Here is a 14,464-nt window from a genome sequence, read left to right as displayed (position 1 = left end):
TCTTAAAGAAGGACAAGACTCTATGCGTAAGATAATTGCGGTGATGGCCCTCAGCCTGTTGGCGGCCAACGTGATGGCGGCGGTGTCGCCGGAAGAGGCGGCCAAGCTCGGCACCAGCCTGACCCCGGTGGGCGCCGAAAAAGCCGGCAACGCCGACGGCTCGATCCCGGCCTGGACCGGCGGCATCCCCAAAAACGCTGGCGCGGTGGACGCCAAGGGCTTCCTGGCTGATCCGTTCGCCAGTGAAAAACCGCTGTTCGTGATCACCGCGGCCACCGTCGACAAGTACAAGGACAAACTCTCTGACGGCCAGGTGGCGATGTTCAAACGCTACCCCGAGACCTACAAGATTCCGGTGTACCCAACCCACCGCACGGTCAACCTGCCACCGGAGATCTATGAGTCGATCAAGCGCAGCGCGCTGAACGTCAAGCCGATCAACGATGGCAATGGCCTGGAAGGCTTCACCGGCAACCGCTACTACGCGTTCCCGATTCCAAAGAACGGCGTGGAAGTGCTGTGGAACCACATCACCCGTTACCACGGCGGCAACCTGCGCCGCATCATCACCCAGGCCACCCCGCAGACCAACGGCAGCTATACGCCGATCCGTTTCGAGGAAGAAGTGGCCGTGCCGCAACTGATCCCGGACATGGACCCGGCCAAGGCCGCCAACGTGCTGACCTTCTTCAAACAGTCGGTGACGGCGCCGGCGCGCCTGGCGGGCAACGTGCTGCTGGTGCATGAAACCCTCGACCAGGTGAAGGAGCCGCGCCTGGCCTGGATCTACAACGCCGGCCAACGTCGCGTGCGTCGTGCGCCGCAAGTGGCCTACGACGGGCCGGGTACCGCCGCCGACGGCCTGCGTACGTCTGACAACTTCGACATGTTCTCCGGCGCCCCCGACCGCTATGACTGGAAGCTGGTGGGCAAGAAGGAGATGTACATCCCTTACAACAGCTACAAGCTGGACCAGCCGACGCTCAAGTACGACGACATCATCAAGGCCGGCCACATCAACCAGGACCTCACCCGCTATGAACTGCACCGCGTGTGGGAAGTGGTGGGTACGGTCAAGCCGAGTGAACGGCACATCTATGCCAAGCGCCACATGTACATCGACGAAGACAGCTGGCAGGTCGCGCTGGTGGATCACTACGACGGCCGTGGCCAGCTGTGGCGCGTTGCCGAAGGCCATGCGCAGTTCTACTACAACCACCAGACCCCGGCCTACACCGTGGAAACCCTGTACGACATCATCGCCGGGCGCTACATCGCGCTGGGCATGAAGAACGAGGAGAAGAGCAGCTTCGTGTTCGGCTTCAATGCCAAGGCGGCGGACTACACACCAGCGGCGCTGAGGGCTGAAGGCGTGCGCTGATCCCGATGTGAAATGCGATTCAAATGTGGGAGGGGGCTTGCCCCCGATGGCGGTGTATCAGTCAACTAATCCAGTGACTGACACTCCCTCATCGGGGGCAAGCCCCCTCCCACATTTAGTTTTGCGCATGGCTTTAAATCACCCCGCTGAATACTTCTTCAACAACCGCCGCCCACAGGACTAGGGTAGGCGTCAGGTTGCATAACAATAAAAAAGCAGGATGCAGCAATGACCGCCATGACACGCTGCCTGGACCGTCCTGGATTCATGCCTCGGCTGTCCGCCCACCATCTGCTGCGCCCGCGCCTGGCCGAGCCTTTGCTGGCAGCGCCGGCCAGGGTCAAATTGCTTTGCGCGCCTGGCGGCAGCGGCAAGAGCGCCTTGCTCGGCGAGTGCGCGTTGCAGGCGCCGGCGGGTTGCCAGGTGTATTGGTTGCCGCTCAATGGCGTGGCCTTGAGCCCGCTCGACCTATGCCAGCGTCTCGCGCAAAACCTCGGGTTGCCGTTCACAGATGAAGCCACCTTGCTGCTCGACCTCAGCCGCTGGCAGGCCCCCGCGTGGCTATTCCTCGATGATTTCTGCCGCTTGCCCGCACCCGACACCGACGCCTTGCTCGACCGCCTGCTCACCGCCGGCAGCCCCGCGCTGACCTGGTGGCTGGGTGCGCGCCGGCGCCCGGCGTGCAACTGGCCGCGCCTGCTGCTGGACGATGAGTTGCTGGAATGTGGTGCCGAGCTGGCCTTCAGCCCTGGCGAAATCCAGCAACTGCTCAGCCATGCGCCTGGGCATTCGGTGGACAGCGTGCTGCAGTTCAGCGGCGGTTGGTGCGCCGGTGTGCGCATCGCCATGCTCGGCGATGGTCACCCCGACAAGACCTTGCTCGACTACCTGCAACACGAACTGTTCAGCACGCTGCCGCCCGAGCTGGCCGAGGCCTGGCACGTGTTGGCCCATCTGCCGCGATTTAATGCGGGGCTGTGCGAGCACCTGTTCGGCCATGGCGACGGCGACCAATACCTGCGCGACCTGCAGGCCCTCGGCGCGTTTATCCAACCGTGGGAAGACACCGACTGGCTGCAGGTGTTTCCACCCGTGGCCCAGCTGTTGCGTGATGCGCCGTGGGTGGCGAAACGCTCCTGGCATCGGCGCGCCTGCCAGTGGTTCACCGCCGAGCAGGACTGGCAGGCTGCGTTCGAGCAGGCGTTGTTGGCCGAAGAATATGAGGTGGCGGTCAGCCTGTTGCAGCACTTCAGTTTCGAGGACCTGTTTCGTCAGCAGAACGCCGCGCTGCTGCTACGCCTGCATGAGCAGCACGGTGATGAATTGATGCTCGGCTCGGCGCAACTGGTTGGGTTGCTCACGGCGGCACTGCTGTTTGCCGGACGCTTCGAGCAGGCCGCGCAGTGCATCGACCAGCTCGCGCGGTTCGCCCCGCAACCGACGGCGGCGTTGCAACGGCACCTGCTGGCGCGCTGGCAGGCGCAGTGGGGTTGGCTGCTGCACCTGGGCGGGGAGGCCGAACGTTCCCGCGGGCATTTTCTGGAAGCCCTGCAAGCCTTGCCCGACAGTGCCTGGACCTCGCGGCTGATGTGCCTGTCGGGGCTGACCCAGCAAGCCTTGCTACGCGGTGAGCTGGACGTGGCCCAAAGCCTGAACCGCGAAGCACTGTGCCTGGCGCGGGCCCATGGCTCGTTGCTGCTGGAGGCCTTGCTCGAACTGGACCATGCGCAATTGCTGGAGCAGCGGGGTGCGCCTTATCGGGCGCAAAGCCTGCTGGAAAATGTACAGGCGATGTTGCTTGAGCAGCGGCTCAAGCTCGGTCCACTGGTAGGCCGTATCGCTTTGCGGCGTGGGCATCTGGCATTGCGCCAGGGCCACGACGCCCTGGCCGGCGAATGCTTCGAAAGCGGCCTGGCCCTGTGCCTGCACAGCCAGGATAAGCGTGTGCTCTATGGCTTTCTCGGCCTGGCGCTGTTGGCCGCCAACCGCGGAGATTACGCCCAGGCGTTTTTCCAGTTGCGTGAAGCCGAGCGCCTGATGCAACAACGCCAGGTGCCGGACACCGTGTACCGCGCGGTGCTGCTGTTGGTCAGCGGGCATTTCTGGTTGCAGCAGGGGCGCGCCGAATTGACCGTGGAGGCGATGCGCCGCGTGCTTCGCCATTTCCGTGGGCCCCAGGCCAAGCAGGCACCGCCGGCCACCCTGGAGCTGATCCCGCGCCTTGAGTACCTGCTGGTGTTGGCGGAGGTCAAGCTGGGCTGCGCCGAGCAGCCGGTGGCACGGCTCACGGCGCTACTGGAAAGCACTCACCAGCGCGGCATGCTGTGCCTGGAAACCGAACTGCACCTGGTGCTCGGCGAAGTGGCCTGGCAGTTGGGCGACGGCGCCCTCGCGCGGCGTGCACTGCAAACCGGGTTGGACCTGGCTGCGCGCTGCCAGGTGCAGCAGGCGGTTCGCGAACTGCGTTTGCGCTCGCCGGGGTTGTTGAGTGAGCTGGGCATGGAGCCGCAGGCGAGCACGCCCGGCGCGGTGGAAAACCCGCTGAGCCAACGTGAACTGGAAGTGTTGCAACTGATCGCCGTGGGCAACTCCAACCTGGAAATCGCCGACCGGCTGTTTATCTCCCTGCACACCGTCAAGACCCACGCGCGACGCATCCACAGCAAGCTCGGCGTGGAGCGGCGCACCCAGGCGGTGGCCAAGGCCAAGACGTTGGGGTTGATGGTTTAGAGGAAGGCCTGGCGGTATTCACCGGGCGTGGCGCCCATGGCCTGGCGGAAACGATGGGTGAAGTGGCTGGCACTGGAAAACCCGCACATCCAGGCGATTTCCCCGAGCGGCAGGGCGCCGCCGCGCAGCAGGCTTTGCGCGCGGGTCAGGCGGCGCGCCAGCAAAAACTGATGGGGCGGCAGGCCGAAGCTTTGGCGGAACATCCGCGCAAAGTGGTATTCCGACAGCGCGCACAGGCTGGCCAACTGCCCCAGGCTGATCGGGTCTGCCAGGTGCTGGTCGATGTAGTCCACCAACAATCGCCGCTGGTACGCCGCCAGCCCGCCTTTTAAACGCAGGCCATCACGCGCACCCACCTGGCTGAGCAGGGTGTGGCTGAGCATTTCGTGGGCCAGGCTGCTGGTCAGCAAGCGTTCGGCGGGCTCCTGCCAGTTGAGGGCGATCAATTGGTGAAAGCGCCGGGCCTGGCTGGCGTCTTCGAGGAAGGTGCTCTCGCGCAGCGCCAGCGTGCGCGGCTCGCGGTCGAGCAGGGTGACGCACCCGAGGGCAAATTGTTCCGGGCTGAAATACACGTGGGCCAAACGGATTTCACCGTTGATCACCCATGCCGACTGGTGCTCGGCGGGCAGGATGCAGAGTTTGTCGGGGCCGCCCTTGGTGCCCGGTTGGTCGCGGCGAAACGTGCCGGTGCCGCCGCCGATATAGCACGACAGGGTGTGATGGCTGGGCGCCTGGTAATCCTGGGAGTCGTGGTGGTTGCTCCACAAGGCCGCAGACAAGCCGTCACCGAGCTCGGCGCAGGCTTCCAGGCGTGCGTTGGGTGAGCGGTTAAGGGCTTGAAAGACTTGCAGGGATTCCAGATCAGGCATGGTGTGTGCTCTCCGACGCTTTGCATCCTACTCCGCGCAACGGGCGCTGTGAGCCCGTCGCCCGACAAAAGCGCAAGAATCTGCAAGAGCATTGTGCAGGTTGAACGCGACACTGTGGCTCAACCGATGGAGCCCGCTATGAACCTTTCCCTGTATTTACTCACCGTGCTGATCTGGGGCACCACCTGGATTGCGCTTAAATGGCAGTTGGGCGTGGTGGCGATTCCTGTGTCCATCGTCTATCGCTTCGGCCTCGCGGCGCTGGTGCTGTTTGCGTTGCTGCTGCTCAGCCGCAAGCTGCAGGTGATGAACCGGCGCGGGCACCTCATCTGCCTGGCCCAGGGCTTGTGCCTGTTTTGCGTGAACTTCATGTGCTTTCTCACGGCCAGCCAATGGATCCCCAGCGGCCTGGTGGCGGTGGTGTTTTCCACGGCCACGCTGTGGAATGCATTCAATGCTCGGGTGTTTTTCGGCCAGCGCGTGGCGCGCAATGTGTTGATGGGCGGCGGCCTTGGCCTGTTGGGGCTGGGGCTGTTGTTCTGGCCAGAGTTGGTGGGGCATACCGCCAGCCCGCAAACCTTGCTTGGCTTGGGCCTGGCGTTACTGGGAACCATGTGTTTTTCGGCCGGCAACATGCTCTCGAGCCTGCAGCAGAAGGCCGGGCTGCGGCCGCTGACCACCAATGCCTGGGGCATGGCCTATGGTTCGCTGATGCTGGCGACCTACTGTGTGCTGCGCGGTATTCCCTTTGAGATGGACTGGAGCGCGCGGTATATGGGCGCGCTGTGGTACCTGGTGATTCCGGGTTCGGTGATTGGCTTCACGGCCTACCTGACCTTGGTCGGGCGCATGGGCCCGGAGCGTGCGGCGTATTGCACGGTGCTGTTTCCGGTGGTGGCGTTGAATGTGTCGGCGTTTGCCGAGGGGTATCAGTGGACCGCGCCGGCGTTGATGGGGCTGGTGTTGGTGATGGCGGGGAATGTGTTGGTGTTTCGTAAGCCAAAACCTGTGAGCCCAGCCCTCAAGGCACAACAAATCTAAATGTGGGAGCGGGCTTGCTCGCGAAAGCGGTGGATCAGTCGATATCTTTGGTGACTGACACACCGCATTCGCGAGCAAGCCCCCTCCCACATTTTTTGACCGAGTTGTTTGGGCTATTTTAGGCCCAGGCGCTTGGCCATGCGGCCCAGGTTGGCGCGGTCCAGGCCCAGTTCGCGGGCGGCGCTGGCCCAGTTGTGCTGGTGGCGTTCCAGGCAGGCGTTGATCACTTGGCGCTGGTAGTGCTCGGTGGCCTGGCGCAGGTCACCGGTCACCGCGAGGGGTACCTGCGGCGCCTCTTCGAAGGCCGGCGCGCTGACGTCGGGCAGGTCCAGGTCGAGGGCACTCAGGCTCAGAATCTTCGGCCGCTCGCGGCAGTTGCCCAGGGCTTTCAATGCGCTGCGCCCGATCAAATGCTCCAGCTCTCGCACATTGCCTGGCCAGTTATAGGCCAGCAGCGCCGCCTGGGCATCGCCTGTCAGGCGCAGGCTGCCCAGGCCCATGCGTGAGCGGTTCTGTTCGAGGAAAAACCCGGCCAGCAGCAACACATCGCGCCCGCGCTCGCGCAGCGCCGGCACTTGCAGCGGGTACACGCTGAGGCGGTGGTAGAAGTCGGCGCGGTAGCGGCCGTTGCGCACCTCGTCGGCCAGGTCGCGGTTAGTGGCGGCGATCAGGCGCACATCCACCTGGTGTTCCTTGTCCGAGCCCAGGCGCTGCAACTGGCCGCTTTGCAGTACGCGCAGCAGCTTGGCTTGCACCGTCAACGACAGCTCGCCCACTTCATCGAGGAACAAGGTGCCGCCATTGGCCAACTCGAACTTGCCGCGGCGCTCGTTCAGCGCGCCGGTAAAGGCACCGCGCACATGCCCGAACAGCTCGCTTTCCACCAGGGTTTCCGGGAGGGCGGCGCAGTTGAGGCTGATCAGCGGTTTGTCTGCGCGGTGGGAGGCGGCGTGGATCGCCTGGGCTACCAGCTCTTTGCCCACCCCGGTTTCGCCGGTGATCAGCACGGTCAGGTCGCTGCCGCCCACCAGTTTGATTTCCTCCACCAGGCGCTTGTGGCTTTTGCTCTGGCCGATCATTTCCTTGTGCTGCTGGCCGCTGGCCTGGCGGTAGATTTCAGCGCGCTGGTGTTCGTCTTCGGCGCGCAAGGCCAGGCGTTCGATGCGTTCGGCCGCGTTGACGGTGGCGGCCGCGAGGCTGGCGAAGGCTTGCAAGGCATCCAGTTCCACGCGTTCGAAGCGTTCGGTGTCGAGCGCGTCCAGGGTCAGCAGGCCCCAGGGCTGGTCGTCGACGAACAGCGGGCAGCCCATGCAGTCGTGCACTTCCAGGTGGCCATGCAGGCCATCGACGAGGCCGTCGTACGGGTCGGGCAACTCGCTGTCAGTGTCGAAGCGCGTCGGGCCGGGGCTGCTGAGCAACACGGCGAAGCGCGGATGCTCGCTGACCTTGAAGCGTCGGCCCAGGGTGTCGGCGCTCAAGCCGTCGACCGCCAGCGGCACCAGCCAGTCGCCGTCCAGGCGCAACAACGCGGCGGCGTCGCACGGTAGCAGGGCGCGCATGGCTTGCAGCAGGCGGCGGTAACGCTCGCCTTCGGGCAGGTCGCGGGACAGGTCGGCGACCAGCGGCAGCAGGGTAGTGAGCAGTGATTGCGCAGTCATAATGACTCCTTGTGGTCCTTATGACTATAAATCCAACAGAGTCATATTGACTACAGTTAGTTTAAGCTATTGATATATATGGATTTATAAGTTGGCACGAATGCTGAGTATACAAAGGCAATCAGTAAAGAAGCCCAGGAGGCTCCCATGCTTAGTGCCCAAGACCGTGCCATCGTCAAATCCACCGTGCCCCTGCTGGAAAGCGGCGGCGAAGCGCTGATCACGCATTTCTACCGCATGATGCTGTCCGAGTACCCTGAGGTTCGCCCGCTGTTCAACCAGGCCCACCAGGCCAGCGGTGACCAACCTCGCGCCTTGGCCAATGGCGTATTGATGTACGCGCGGCATATCGACCAGCTCGACCAATTAGGCGACCTGGTGGCGAAGATCATCAACAAGCATGTGGCCTTGCAGATTTTGCCGGAACACTACCCGATCGTGGGCGCGTGCCTGCTGCGGGCGATTTCTGAAGTGCTGGGCAGCGAGATTGCCACCCCCGAGGTGATGAGCGCCTGGGGTGCGGCCTATGGCCAGTTGGCGGATATCCTGATCGGCGCCGAAAAAGCCATCTACGACGAAAAGGCCCAGGCCCCCGGTGGCTGGCGCGGTGCGCGGTCGTTCAAGGTGGTCAAGCGCGTGGAGGAGAGCGCCGAGATCGTCTCCTTTTACTTCGCCCCTGTGGATAACGGCCAGATCCTCGCTGCCGCGCCCGGCCAGTACATCGGCATGAAGCTGGTGCTGGATGGCGAAGAAGTGCGCCGCAACTACTCGTTGTCGGCGCTGACCGATGCGGGCCAGTACCGCATCAGCGTCAAGCGCGAAGCCGGTGGGCGGGTGTCCAACTACCTGCATGACCAACTGCATGTCGGCGCGACCATTGACCTGTTTACTCCATCGGGCGAGTTCACCCTGGCGGCCAGCGATAAGCCATTGGTGCTGATCAGCGGCGGCGTCGGCATCACCCCGACCTTGCCGATGCTCGAGGCGGCACTGGCGACAAAACGCCCGGTGCATTTTATCCATTGCGCGCGTAACGGCGGGGTGCATGCGTTCCGCGACTGGGTGGATGGCCTGGCGGCGCAGCATCCGCAGCTCAAGCGCTTTTACTGCTATGCCGAGGATGACGGCGTGAGCCCGACGGCGGACAAGGTTGGCCTGCTGAATCAGGAGCAACTGGCCGCCTGGTTGCCCGAGCAGCGCGACATCGATGCCTACTTCCTGGGGCCTAAAGGCTTCATGGCTGCCATCAAGCGCCACCTCAAGGCCTTGGGTGTACCGGAGAAACAGGCGCGCTATGAATTCTTCGGCCCGGCTGCGGCCTTGGAATAAGGTTTAGACCGCACCACCGAGTCGGCATCATCGCGGGCAAGCCCGGCTCCCACATTGGAATGCACTCCACTGTGGGAGCCGGGCTTGCCCGCGATGGCGTCCGAACAGCCACAACATTTTCGACGATTAATCCGCTGTTAACCCCTCTCTGTTTAAACCACTCTCTGTGTGTAAACTTGCGCCCATTGGCACAACCAAACAAAGGGAAACGGGGATGAGTGACGAATTGCGTTTAGGCAGGGAGCGACGCTTTCTGGTGTTGCTGGGCATCATCTGCCTGGCGCTGATCGGTGGTGCGCTGTATATGCAGGTGGTGTTGGGCGAGGCGCCGTGCCCGCTGTGCATCCTGCAGCGCTATGCGTTGCTGTTGATCGCGGTCTTCGCGTTCATCGGTGCCGCGATGCGCACCAAGGGCGCCGTCACCCTGTTTGAAGGGCTGGTGATCCTCAGTGCCCTCGGTGGCGTGGCTGCGGCCGGCCATCATGTGTACACCCAGTTTTTCCCCCAGGTCAGTTGCGGCGTCGACGTGCTGCAACCGATCGTCGATGAGCTGCCCCTGGCCAAGGTGTTCCCGCTGGGATTCCAGGTCGACGGTTTCTGCAGCACCCCCTACCCACCGGTGCTTGGCCTGTCGCTGGCGCAATGGGCGCTGGTCGCGTTTGTGCTGACGGTGATCCTGGTGCCGCTGGGCATCTATCGGAATCGCCAACGCAAGGCCTGAGCTTTTGACTGAAACGCCCTGGTCCTTCTTGAACGAAGGCCGGGGCGTTTTCGTATGTGGGGTTTTGTGAAAGGGCCGTGACGAGGGGCAAGTTTAGGTGCGCGCAGTGTGCGACATGTTGTCACACGGAAGCTGTCGCAGGACGTTTCTGAGCCGCCGAAGAGCCGCTTAAATTTGCACTGACCGGTCAATTTGTGCTGTCAGTTCGTCGTTTGAACCTGGCCCGGAAGGTCGCGCGGCTCGAGCCTCGGCGTGATGTCCGAATGCCTTGTTTTATGGGGGGTTGGATGCGTTTGCCATGCCCTTACGGGCTGTAAGGGCTGAGACACATGGGGTAATAACAGGGCAATTTTTGTGGTTTTTGTTGAGAATCGAACGCGATAAGATCGCGAACCCTTGCAATAATGGTGAAGTATTATTGCTGTAATCGATAAAAATTATTTCTTTATAAGACATGGTTTATACATCGCTAGCTAACTACAATCGCCCGCACTGAATGTCCTGTGCTGTTCAATATTTGAGCACTGGAGCGGTCGAGGGGCAGATGGATGGCTCTGTGCGACCCCAAGGTTCCGGCAGCCTTTCAACTATCCGCACCAAATGGAATTGGTCTGTAACAAGGCCTTTAACCACGAAATCGAATAAGAACTCACCGCAGGTCCGTGAAACGTACAGTTATGGCGTGACGGGCAGGCTCTTATTCAATCGAAGAGAAATGCCAACCCTTGGCAGGGTGAAGTGTTGGCGATCAAAACCCAACTGCATTGCGCAAGCTGCTTTAGAGGTCGTGAGATGAGTAAAAACAGGTACCCCCGATTACTAGGCTTTTTGCCGCTGCTTGGCATGATGTTAATGCTGGGAGGCTGCAAGTGGACCTTGCTCGACCCAAAAGGTCAGGTCGGTCTGGATCAACGAAACCTGATCATCACCGCCACCCTGCTGATGTTGTTGGTCGTGGTGCCTGTGATCATCATGACCTTCGCCTTCGCCTGGAAATACCGCGCGTCGAACACCAGCGCTACCTACGCGCCTAAGTGGTCGCACTCCACCAAGATCGAAATCGCGGTGTGGCTGGTTCCGATCCTCATCATCATCGCCTTGGGTTACATCACCTATAAGTCGACCCACGAGCTGGACCCGTACCGTCCGCTGGAGTCCGACGTCAAGCCGATCAATATCGAAGTGGTCGCGCTGGACTGGAAGTGGCTGTTCATCTACCCGGACCTGGGTATCGCCACTGTGAACGAGATCAAGTTCCCGGAGAACACCCCGCTGAACTTCCGGATCACTTCCGACGCCGTGATGAACTCGTTCTTCATCCCCGCACTGGGCGGCCAGATCTACGCGATGGCAGGCATGCAGACCCGCCTGCACCTGATCGCCAACGAAAAAGCTGAAATGGAAGGCATCTCCGCTAATTACAGCGGCGCTGGCTTCACCGGCATGAAATTCAAAGCGATCTCGACGAGCCAGGAAGATTTCAACGCCTGGGTAGCCGAAGTCAAGGCCGCACCTAAACAGCTTGATCAAGCTGAATACGACGCCCTGACCAAACCAAGCCAGAACAACCCAGTCGCCCTGTACTCCACGTATGAGCCGAACCTGTTTCAGAAAATCGTCGACAAGTACGAAGGTATGAAGCCAGGCAAGCCGGTCAAGCACGAGAAGAAAGAAGTGGCCGCGGTTGAAGGTTCTGACACGGGCTCGCATTCAACTGCTGGGGCAGAGGAGTAAACGATGTTTGGTAAATTAAGTTGGGATGCGGTCCCGTTCCACGAGCCGATCGTGATGGTGACCATCGCCATGATTGCGCTGGGTGGCCTGGGCCTCTTTGCGGCAATCACGTATTTCAAGAAATGGACCTACCTGTGGACCGAGTGGCTGACGTCTGTCGACCACAAGAAAATCGGTGTCATGTACGTCATCGTTGCCATGGTCATGCTGCTGCGTGGTTTTGCCGACGCCATCATGATGCGTACCCAGTTGGCCATGGCCACCGAGGGTTCGCCTGGCTACCTGCCGCCTGAACACTATGACCAGATCTTCACCGCCCACGGTGTGATCATGATCATCTTCATGGCGATGCCATTCTTCACCGGCTTGATGAACCTTGCCTTGCCGCTGCAGATCGGTGCGCGTGACGTTGCCTACCCGTTCCTGAACTCCCTGAGCTTCTGGCTGCTGGTATCCGGTGTGGTGCTGATCAACGTGTCCCTGGGCGTCGGCGAATTCGCCAAGACCGGTTGGGTTGCGTATCCGCCACTGTCGGGCATTCAGTACAGCCCTGGCGTGGGTGTGGACTACTACATCTGGGCCCTACAGTTATCAGGACTCGGTACGACGCTGACGGGGGTCAACTTCCTGGCCACCGTGCTGAAAATGCGCGCCCCTGGCATGAAACTGATGGACATGCCGATCTTCACCTGGACCTGCACCTGGGCCAACGTCCTGATCGTGGCTTCGTTCCCGATCCTGGCCGCTACCATGGCGCTGCTGTCGCTTGACCGTTACCTGGATTTCCACATTTTCACCAATGAACTTGGTGGCAATCCAATGATGTACGTGAACCTGTTCTGGGCATGGGGTCACCCTGAGGTGTACATCCTGATCCTGCCAGCGTTCGGTATTTTCTCCGAAGTGATCTCGACCTTTACCGGCAAGCGCCTGTTCGGTCACCACTCGATGGTCTACGCCTCCGGCGCGATCTCGGTACTGGGCTTCATGGTTTGGCTGCACCACTTCTTCACCATGGGCTCGGGGGCCAGCGTCAACGCCTTCTTCGGCCTGGCGACGATGCTGATTTCCATCCCGACGGGGGTGAAGCTATTCAACTGGCTATTCACCATCTACCACGGCCGTCTGCGTATCACCAGCCAGGTTCTGTGGACCCTGGGCTTCATGGTGACCTTCGCCATCGGCGGCATGACTGGCGTACTGCTGGCCATCCCGGGTGCTGACTTCGTACTGCACAACAGCCTGTTCGTGATCGCTCACTTCCACAACGTGATCATCGGTGGTGCTGTATTCGGTTACATCGCTGGTTTCAGCTTCTACTTCCCGAAAGCGTTCGGCTTCAAGCTGCACGAAGGTTGGGGCAAGGCTGCATTCTGGTTCTGGATCTCGGGCTTCTTCGTCGCGTTCATGCCGCTCTATGCACTGGGCTTCATGGGCATGACCCGTCGTCTGAACGCCACTACCAACCCTGAGTGGGTGCCGTACCTGTACGTCGCCATGTTCGGTGCGGTGATGATTGCTGTCGGCATCGCCTGCCAGTTGATCCAGCTGTACGTGAGTATCCGTGACCGTAAGCAGAACGCTTGCGACTCCGGCGACCCATGGAATGGCCACACCCTGGAATGGTCGACTTCGTCGCCACCGCCGTTCTACAACTTCGCCGTGATCCCTACTGCGAACACCATTGATGCGTTCACCGAAGCCAAGGAAGACGGTACTGCGTACCAGCGTCCTAAGCACTACGAGCCGATCCACATGCCGAACAACACCGCCACTGGCGTGGTGATGGGCGCGCTGTTGACCGTGTTCGGTTTCGCGATGATCTGGCACATCTGGTGGCTGGCAATCGTGAGCCTGGTGGGCACCATCGGCTACTTCATTGTCCACGCAGCACGTGATGATCAAGGCTACATGGTGCCGGTCGAAACGATCGAGCGCATCGAAGCCGAGCAGCACGCTCGCCTGGTCGCCGAGAAGAAAATCCCGGCCAACCGTGTAGAAACCTCGTTGGAACAGGCTTAAACCATGTCGAATTTAGTGACCAATGCTGGACACGCCCATGTCGATGACCATGGGCACGATGACCATCACCACGACTCGGGGCCGATGACCGTTTTCGGTTTCTGGCTCTACCTGATGACCGACTGCATCTTGTTTGCGTCGATCTTCGCGGTGTACGCGGTACTGGTAAACAACGTAGCGGGTGGCCCGTCGGGCCACGACATCTTCGAACTGCCTTACGTGCTCGGCGAAACCGCCTTGCTGTTGTTCAGTTCGATCACCTACGGCTTCGCCATGTTGGCCTTCTACAAGGGCAACAAGAAGGGCGTACTGAGCTGGTTGGCACTGACCTTCCTGTTCGGCCTGGGCTTCATCGGCATGGAGATCAACGAGTTCCACCTGCTGATCTCCGAAGGCTACGGCCCGCACCGTTCCGGCTTCCTGTCCGCGTTCTTCACGCTGGTAGGCACCCACGGTCTGCACGTAACTGCCGGCCTGCTGTGGATGGCGGTGATGATGTATCAGGTCAATAAACACGGCCTGACCAACACCAACAAGACTCGCCTGAGCTGCCTGAGCCTGTTCTGGCACTTCCTGGACGTGGTCTGGATCTGCGTCTTCACCGTTGTTTACCTGATGGGGACTCTGTAATGGCTAATGCACACTCCCATGACCATGACAGCCATGATGCGAGCCACGGCAGCGTTAAGTCCTACGCTATCGGCTTCATCCTGTCGGTAATCCTGACGCTCATCCCGTTCGGTCTGGTGATGTACCCGACCCTGCCGAAGTCGATCACCTTGATGATCGTGCTGGCGTTCGCGGTGATTCAGGTTCTGGTTCACCTGGTGTACTTCCTGCACCTGGACCGCTCTAAAGAGCAGCGCGATAACGTGATTGCGTTTGTGTTCGCAGGTCTTGTGATCCTGCTGCTGGTTGGCCTGTCGATATGGATCATGTTCAGCATCCATACGTTCATGATGGCGAAGTGAGGTAAGAC

The 14,464-nt window shown here is 61.1% G+C and carries 11 protein-coding genes; 9 read left to right on the top strand and 2 right to left on the bottom strand.

Going from position 1 to position 14,464, the window contains the following annotated elements; translation table 11 throughout:
- Positions 1-22: 22 nt before the first annotated feature.
- Together CXQ82_RS26165 and CXQ82_RS26160 are read left to right on the top strand one after the other, a co-directional pair.
- Positions 23-1,381 (top strand): DUF1329 domain-containing protein, encoded by a 1,359-nt coding sequence (locus CXQ82_RS26165; protein ID WP_101272944.1) that lies wholly within the window; start codon positions 23-25, stop codon positions 1,379-1,381.
- Between the two features lie 228 nt (positions 1,382-1,609).
- Positions 1,610-4,111: a LuxR C-terminal-related transcriptional regulator gene (locus tag CXQ82_RS26160; RefSeq protein WP_101272943.1), complete on the top strand. Its 2,502-nt coding sequence runs from the start codon at positions 1,610-1,612 to the stop codon at positions 4,109-4,111.
- On the opposite strand, the gene CXQ82_RS26155 is transcribed toward CXQ82_RS26160, so the two are convergent.
- The gene (locus CXQ82_RS26155) at positions 4,108-4,980 is read right to left on the bottom strand and encodes a helix-turn-helix domain-containing protein (RefSeq protein ID WP_101272942.1); all 873 of its coding nucleotides are present in this window, start codon (positions 4,978-4,980) and stop codon (positions 4,108-4,110) included. The two genes, CXQ82_RS26160 and CXQ82_RS26155, sit on opposite strands and share 4 nt — an antisense overlap.
- Positions 4,981-5,118: 138 nt before the next feature.
- On the opposite strand from CXQ82_RS26155, the gene CXQ82_RS26150 reads away from it, so the two are divergent.
- Complete coding sequence (locus CXQ82_RS26150; protein ID WP_101272941.1) at positions 5,119-6,021, top strand: DMT family transporter; 903 nt, start codon at positions 5,119-5,121, stop codon at positions 6,019-6,021.
- 113 nt (positions 6,022-6,134) lie between these two features.
- Here the strand turns inward: CXQ82_RS26150 and norR are convergent, their stop codons facing one another.
- Positions 6,135-7,679, bottom strand: a complete 1,545-nt coding sequence (gene norR, locus CXQ82_RS26145) for a nitric oxide reductase transcriptional regulator NorR (protein ID WP_101272940.1) — start codon at positions 7,677-7,679, stop codon at positions 6,135-6,137.
- Between the two features lie 147 nt (positions 7,680-7,826).
- Here norR and hmpA point away from each other — a divergent pair, with 147 nt between their 5' ends.
- From hmpA to cyoD, 6 genes are all read left to right on the top strand, one after another.
- Positions 7,827-9,008 carry an NO-inducible flavohemoprotein gene (hmpA, locus tag CXQ82_RS26140; protein WP_101272939.1) on the top strand — a complete coding sequence of 394 codons (1,182 nt, stop codon included), beginning with the start codon at positions 7,827-7,829 and terminating at the stop codon, positions 9,006-9,008.
- Between the two features lie 214 nt (positions 9,009-9,222).
- Positions 9,223-9,729, top strand: a complete 507-nt coding sequence (locus tag CXQ82_RS26135; RefSeq protein ID WP_101272938.1) for a disulfide bond formation protein B — start codon at positions 9,223-9,225, stop codon at positions 9,727-9,729.
- A gap of 792 nt (positions 9,730-10,521) precedes the next feature.
- Positions 10,522-11,463 (top strand): ubiquinol oxidase subunit II, encoded by a 942-nt coding sequence (gene cyoA, locus CXQ82_RS26125; RefSeq protein ID WP_101272937.1) that lies wholly within the window; start codon positions 10,522-10,524, stop codon positions 11,461-11,463.
- A 3-nt stretch (positions 11,464-11,466) separates the two neighbouring features.
- Positions 11,467-13,485 (top strand): cytochrome o ubiquinol oxidase subunit I, encoded by a 2,019-nt coding sequence (gene cyoB / locus CXQ82_RS26120; RefSeq protein WP_101272936.1) that lies wholly within the window; start codon positions 11,467-11,469, stop codon positions 13,483-13,485.
- Between the two features lie 3 nt (positions 13,486-13,488).
- Positions 13,489-14,115: a cytochrome o ubiquinol oxidase subunit III gene (locus CXQ82_RS26115; RefSeq protein WP_010206435.1), complete on the top strand. Its 627-nt coding sequence runs from the start codon at positions 13,489-13,491 to the stop codon at positions 14,113-14,115.
- Positions 14,115-14,456 carry a cytochrome o ubiquinol oxidase subunit IV gene (gene cyoD / locus CXQ82_RS26110; protein ID WP_010206434.1) on the top strand — a complete coding sequence of 114 codons (342 nt, stop codon included), beginning with the start codon at positions 14,115-14,117 and terminating at the stop codon, positions 14,454-14,456. The genes CXQ82_RS26115 and cyoD overlap by 1 nt, the downstream gene beginning before the upstream one ends.
- The last annotated feature ends 8 nt before the right edge of the window (positions 14,457-14,464 follow it).

Origin of the sequence: Pseudomonas sp. S09G 359 (assembly GCF_002843605.1) — a bacterium.
In the GTDB taxonomy this organism is placed as follows: domain Bacteria; phylum Pseudomonadota; class Gammaproteobacteria; order Pseudomonadales; family Pseudomonadaceae; genus Aquipseudomonas.
This window is presented reverse-complemented; position numbering and strand designations above follow the sequence as displayed.

What these genes read in the sequence shown, in the direction of transcription:
- cyoB (WP_101272936.1), top strand. Translation starts at nt 11,467, where the DNA reads ATGTTTGGTAAATTAAGTTGGGATGCGGTCCCGTTCCACGAGCCGATC.
- CXQ82_RS26160 (WP_101272943.1), top strand. Translation starts at nt 1,610, where the DNA reads ATGACCGCCATGACACGCTGCCTGGACCGTCCTGGATTCATGCCTCGG.
- CXQ82_RS26150 (WP_101272941.1), top strand. Translation starts at nt 5,119, where the DNA reads ATGAACCTTTCCCTGTATTTACTCACCGTGCTGATCTGGGGCACCACC.
- cyoA (WP_101272937.1), top strand. Translation starts at nt 10,522, where the DNA reads ATGAGTAAAAACAGGTACCCCCGATTACTAGGCTTTTTGCCGCTGCTT.
- hmpA (WP_101272939.1), top strand. Translation starts at nt 7,827, where the DNA reads ATGCTTAGTGCCCAAGACCGTGCCATCGTCAAATCCACCGTGCCCCTG.
- CXQ82_RS26165 (WP_101272944.1), top strand. Translation starts at nt 23, where the DNA reads ATGCGTAAGATAATTGCGGTGATGGCCCTCAGCCTGTTGGCGGCCAAC.
- CXQ82_RS26155 (WP_101272942.1), bottom strand. Translation starts at nt 4,980, where the DNA reads ATGCCTGATCTGGAATCCCTGCAAGTCTTTCAAGCCCTTAACCGCTCA.
- cyoD (WP_010206434.1), top strand. Translation starts at nt 14,115, where the DNA reads ATGGCTAATGCACACTCCCATGACCATGACAGCCATGATGCGAGCCAC.
- CXQ82_RS26135 (WP_101272938.1), top strand. Translation starts at nt 9,223, where the DNA reads ATGAGTGACGAATTGCGTTTAGGCAGGGAGCGACGCTTTCTGGTGTTG.
- norR (WP_101272940.1), bottom strand. Translation starts at nt 7,679, where the DNA reads ATGACTGCGCAATCACTGCTCACTACCCTGCTGCCGCTGGTCGCCGAC.
- CXQ82_RS26115 (WP_010206435.1), top strand. Translation starts at nt 13,489, where the DNA reads ATGTCGAATTTAGTGACCAATGCTGGACACGCCCATGTCGATGACCAT.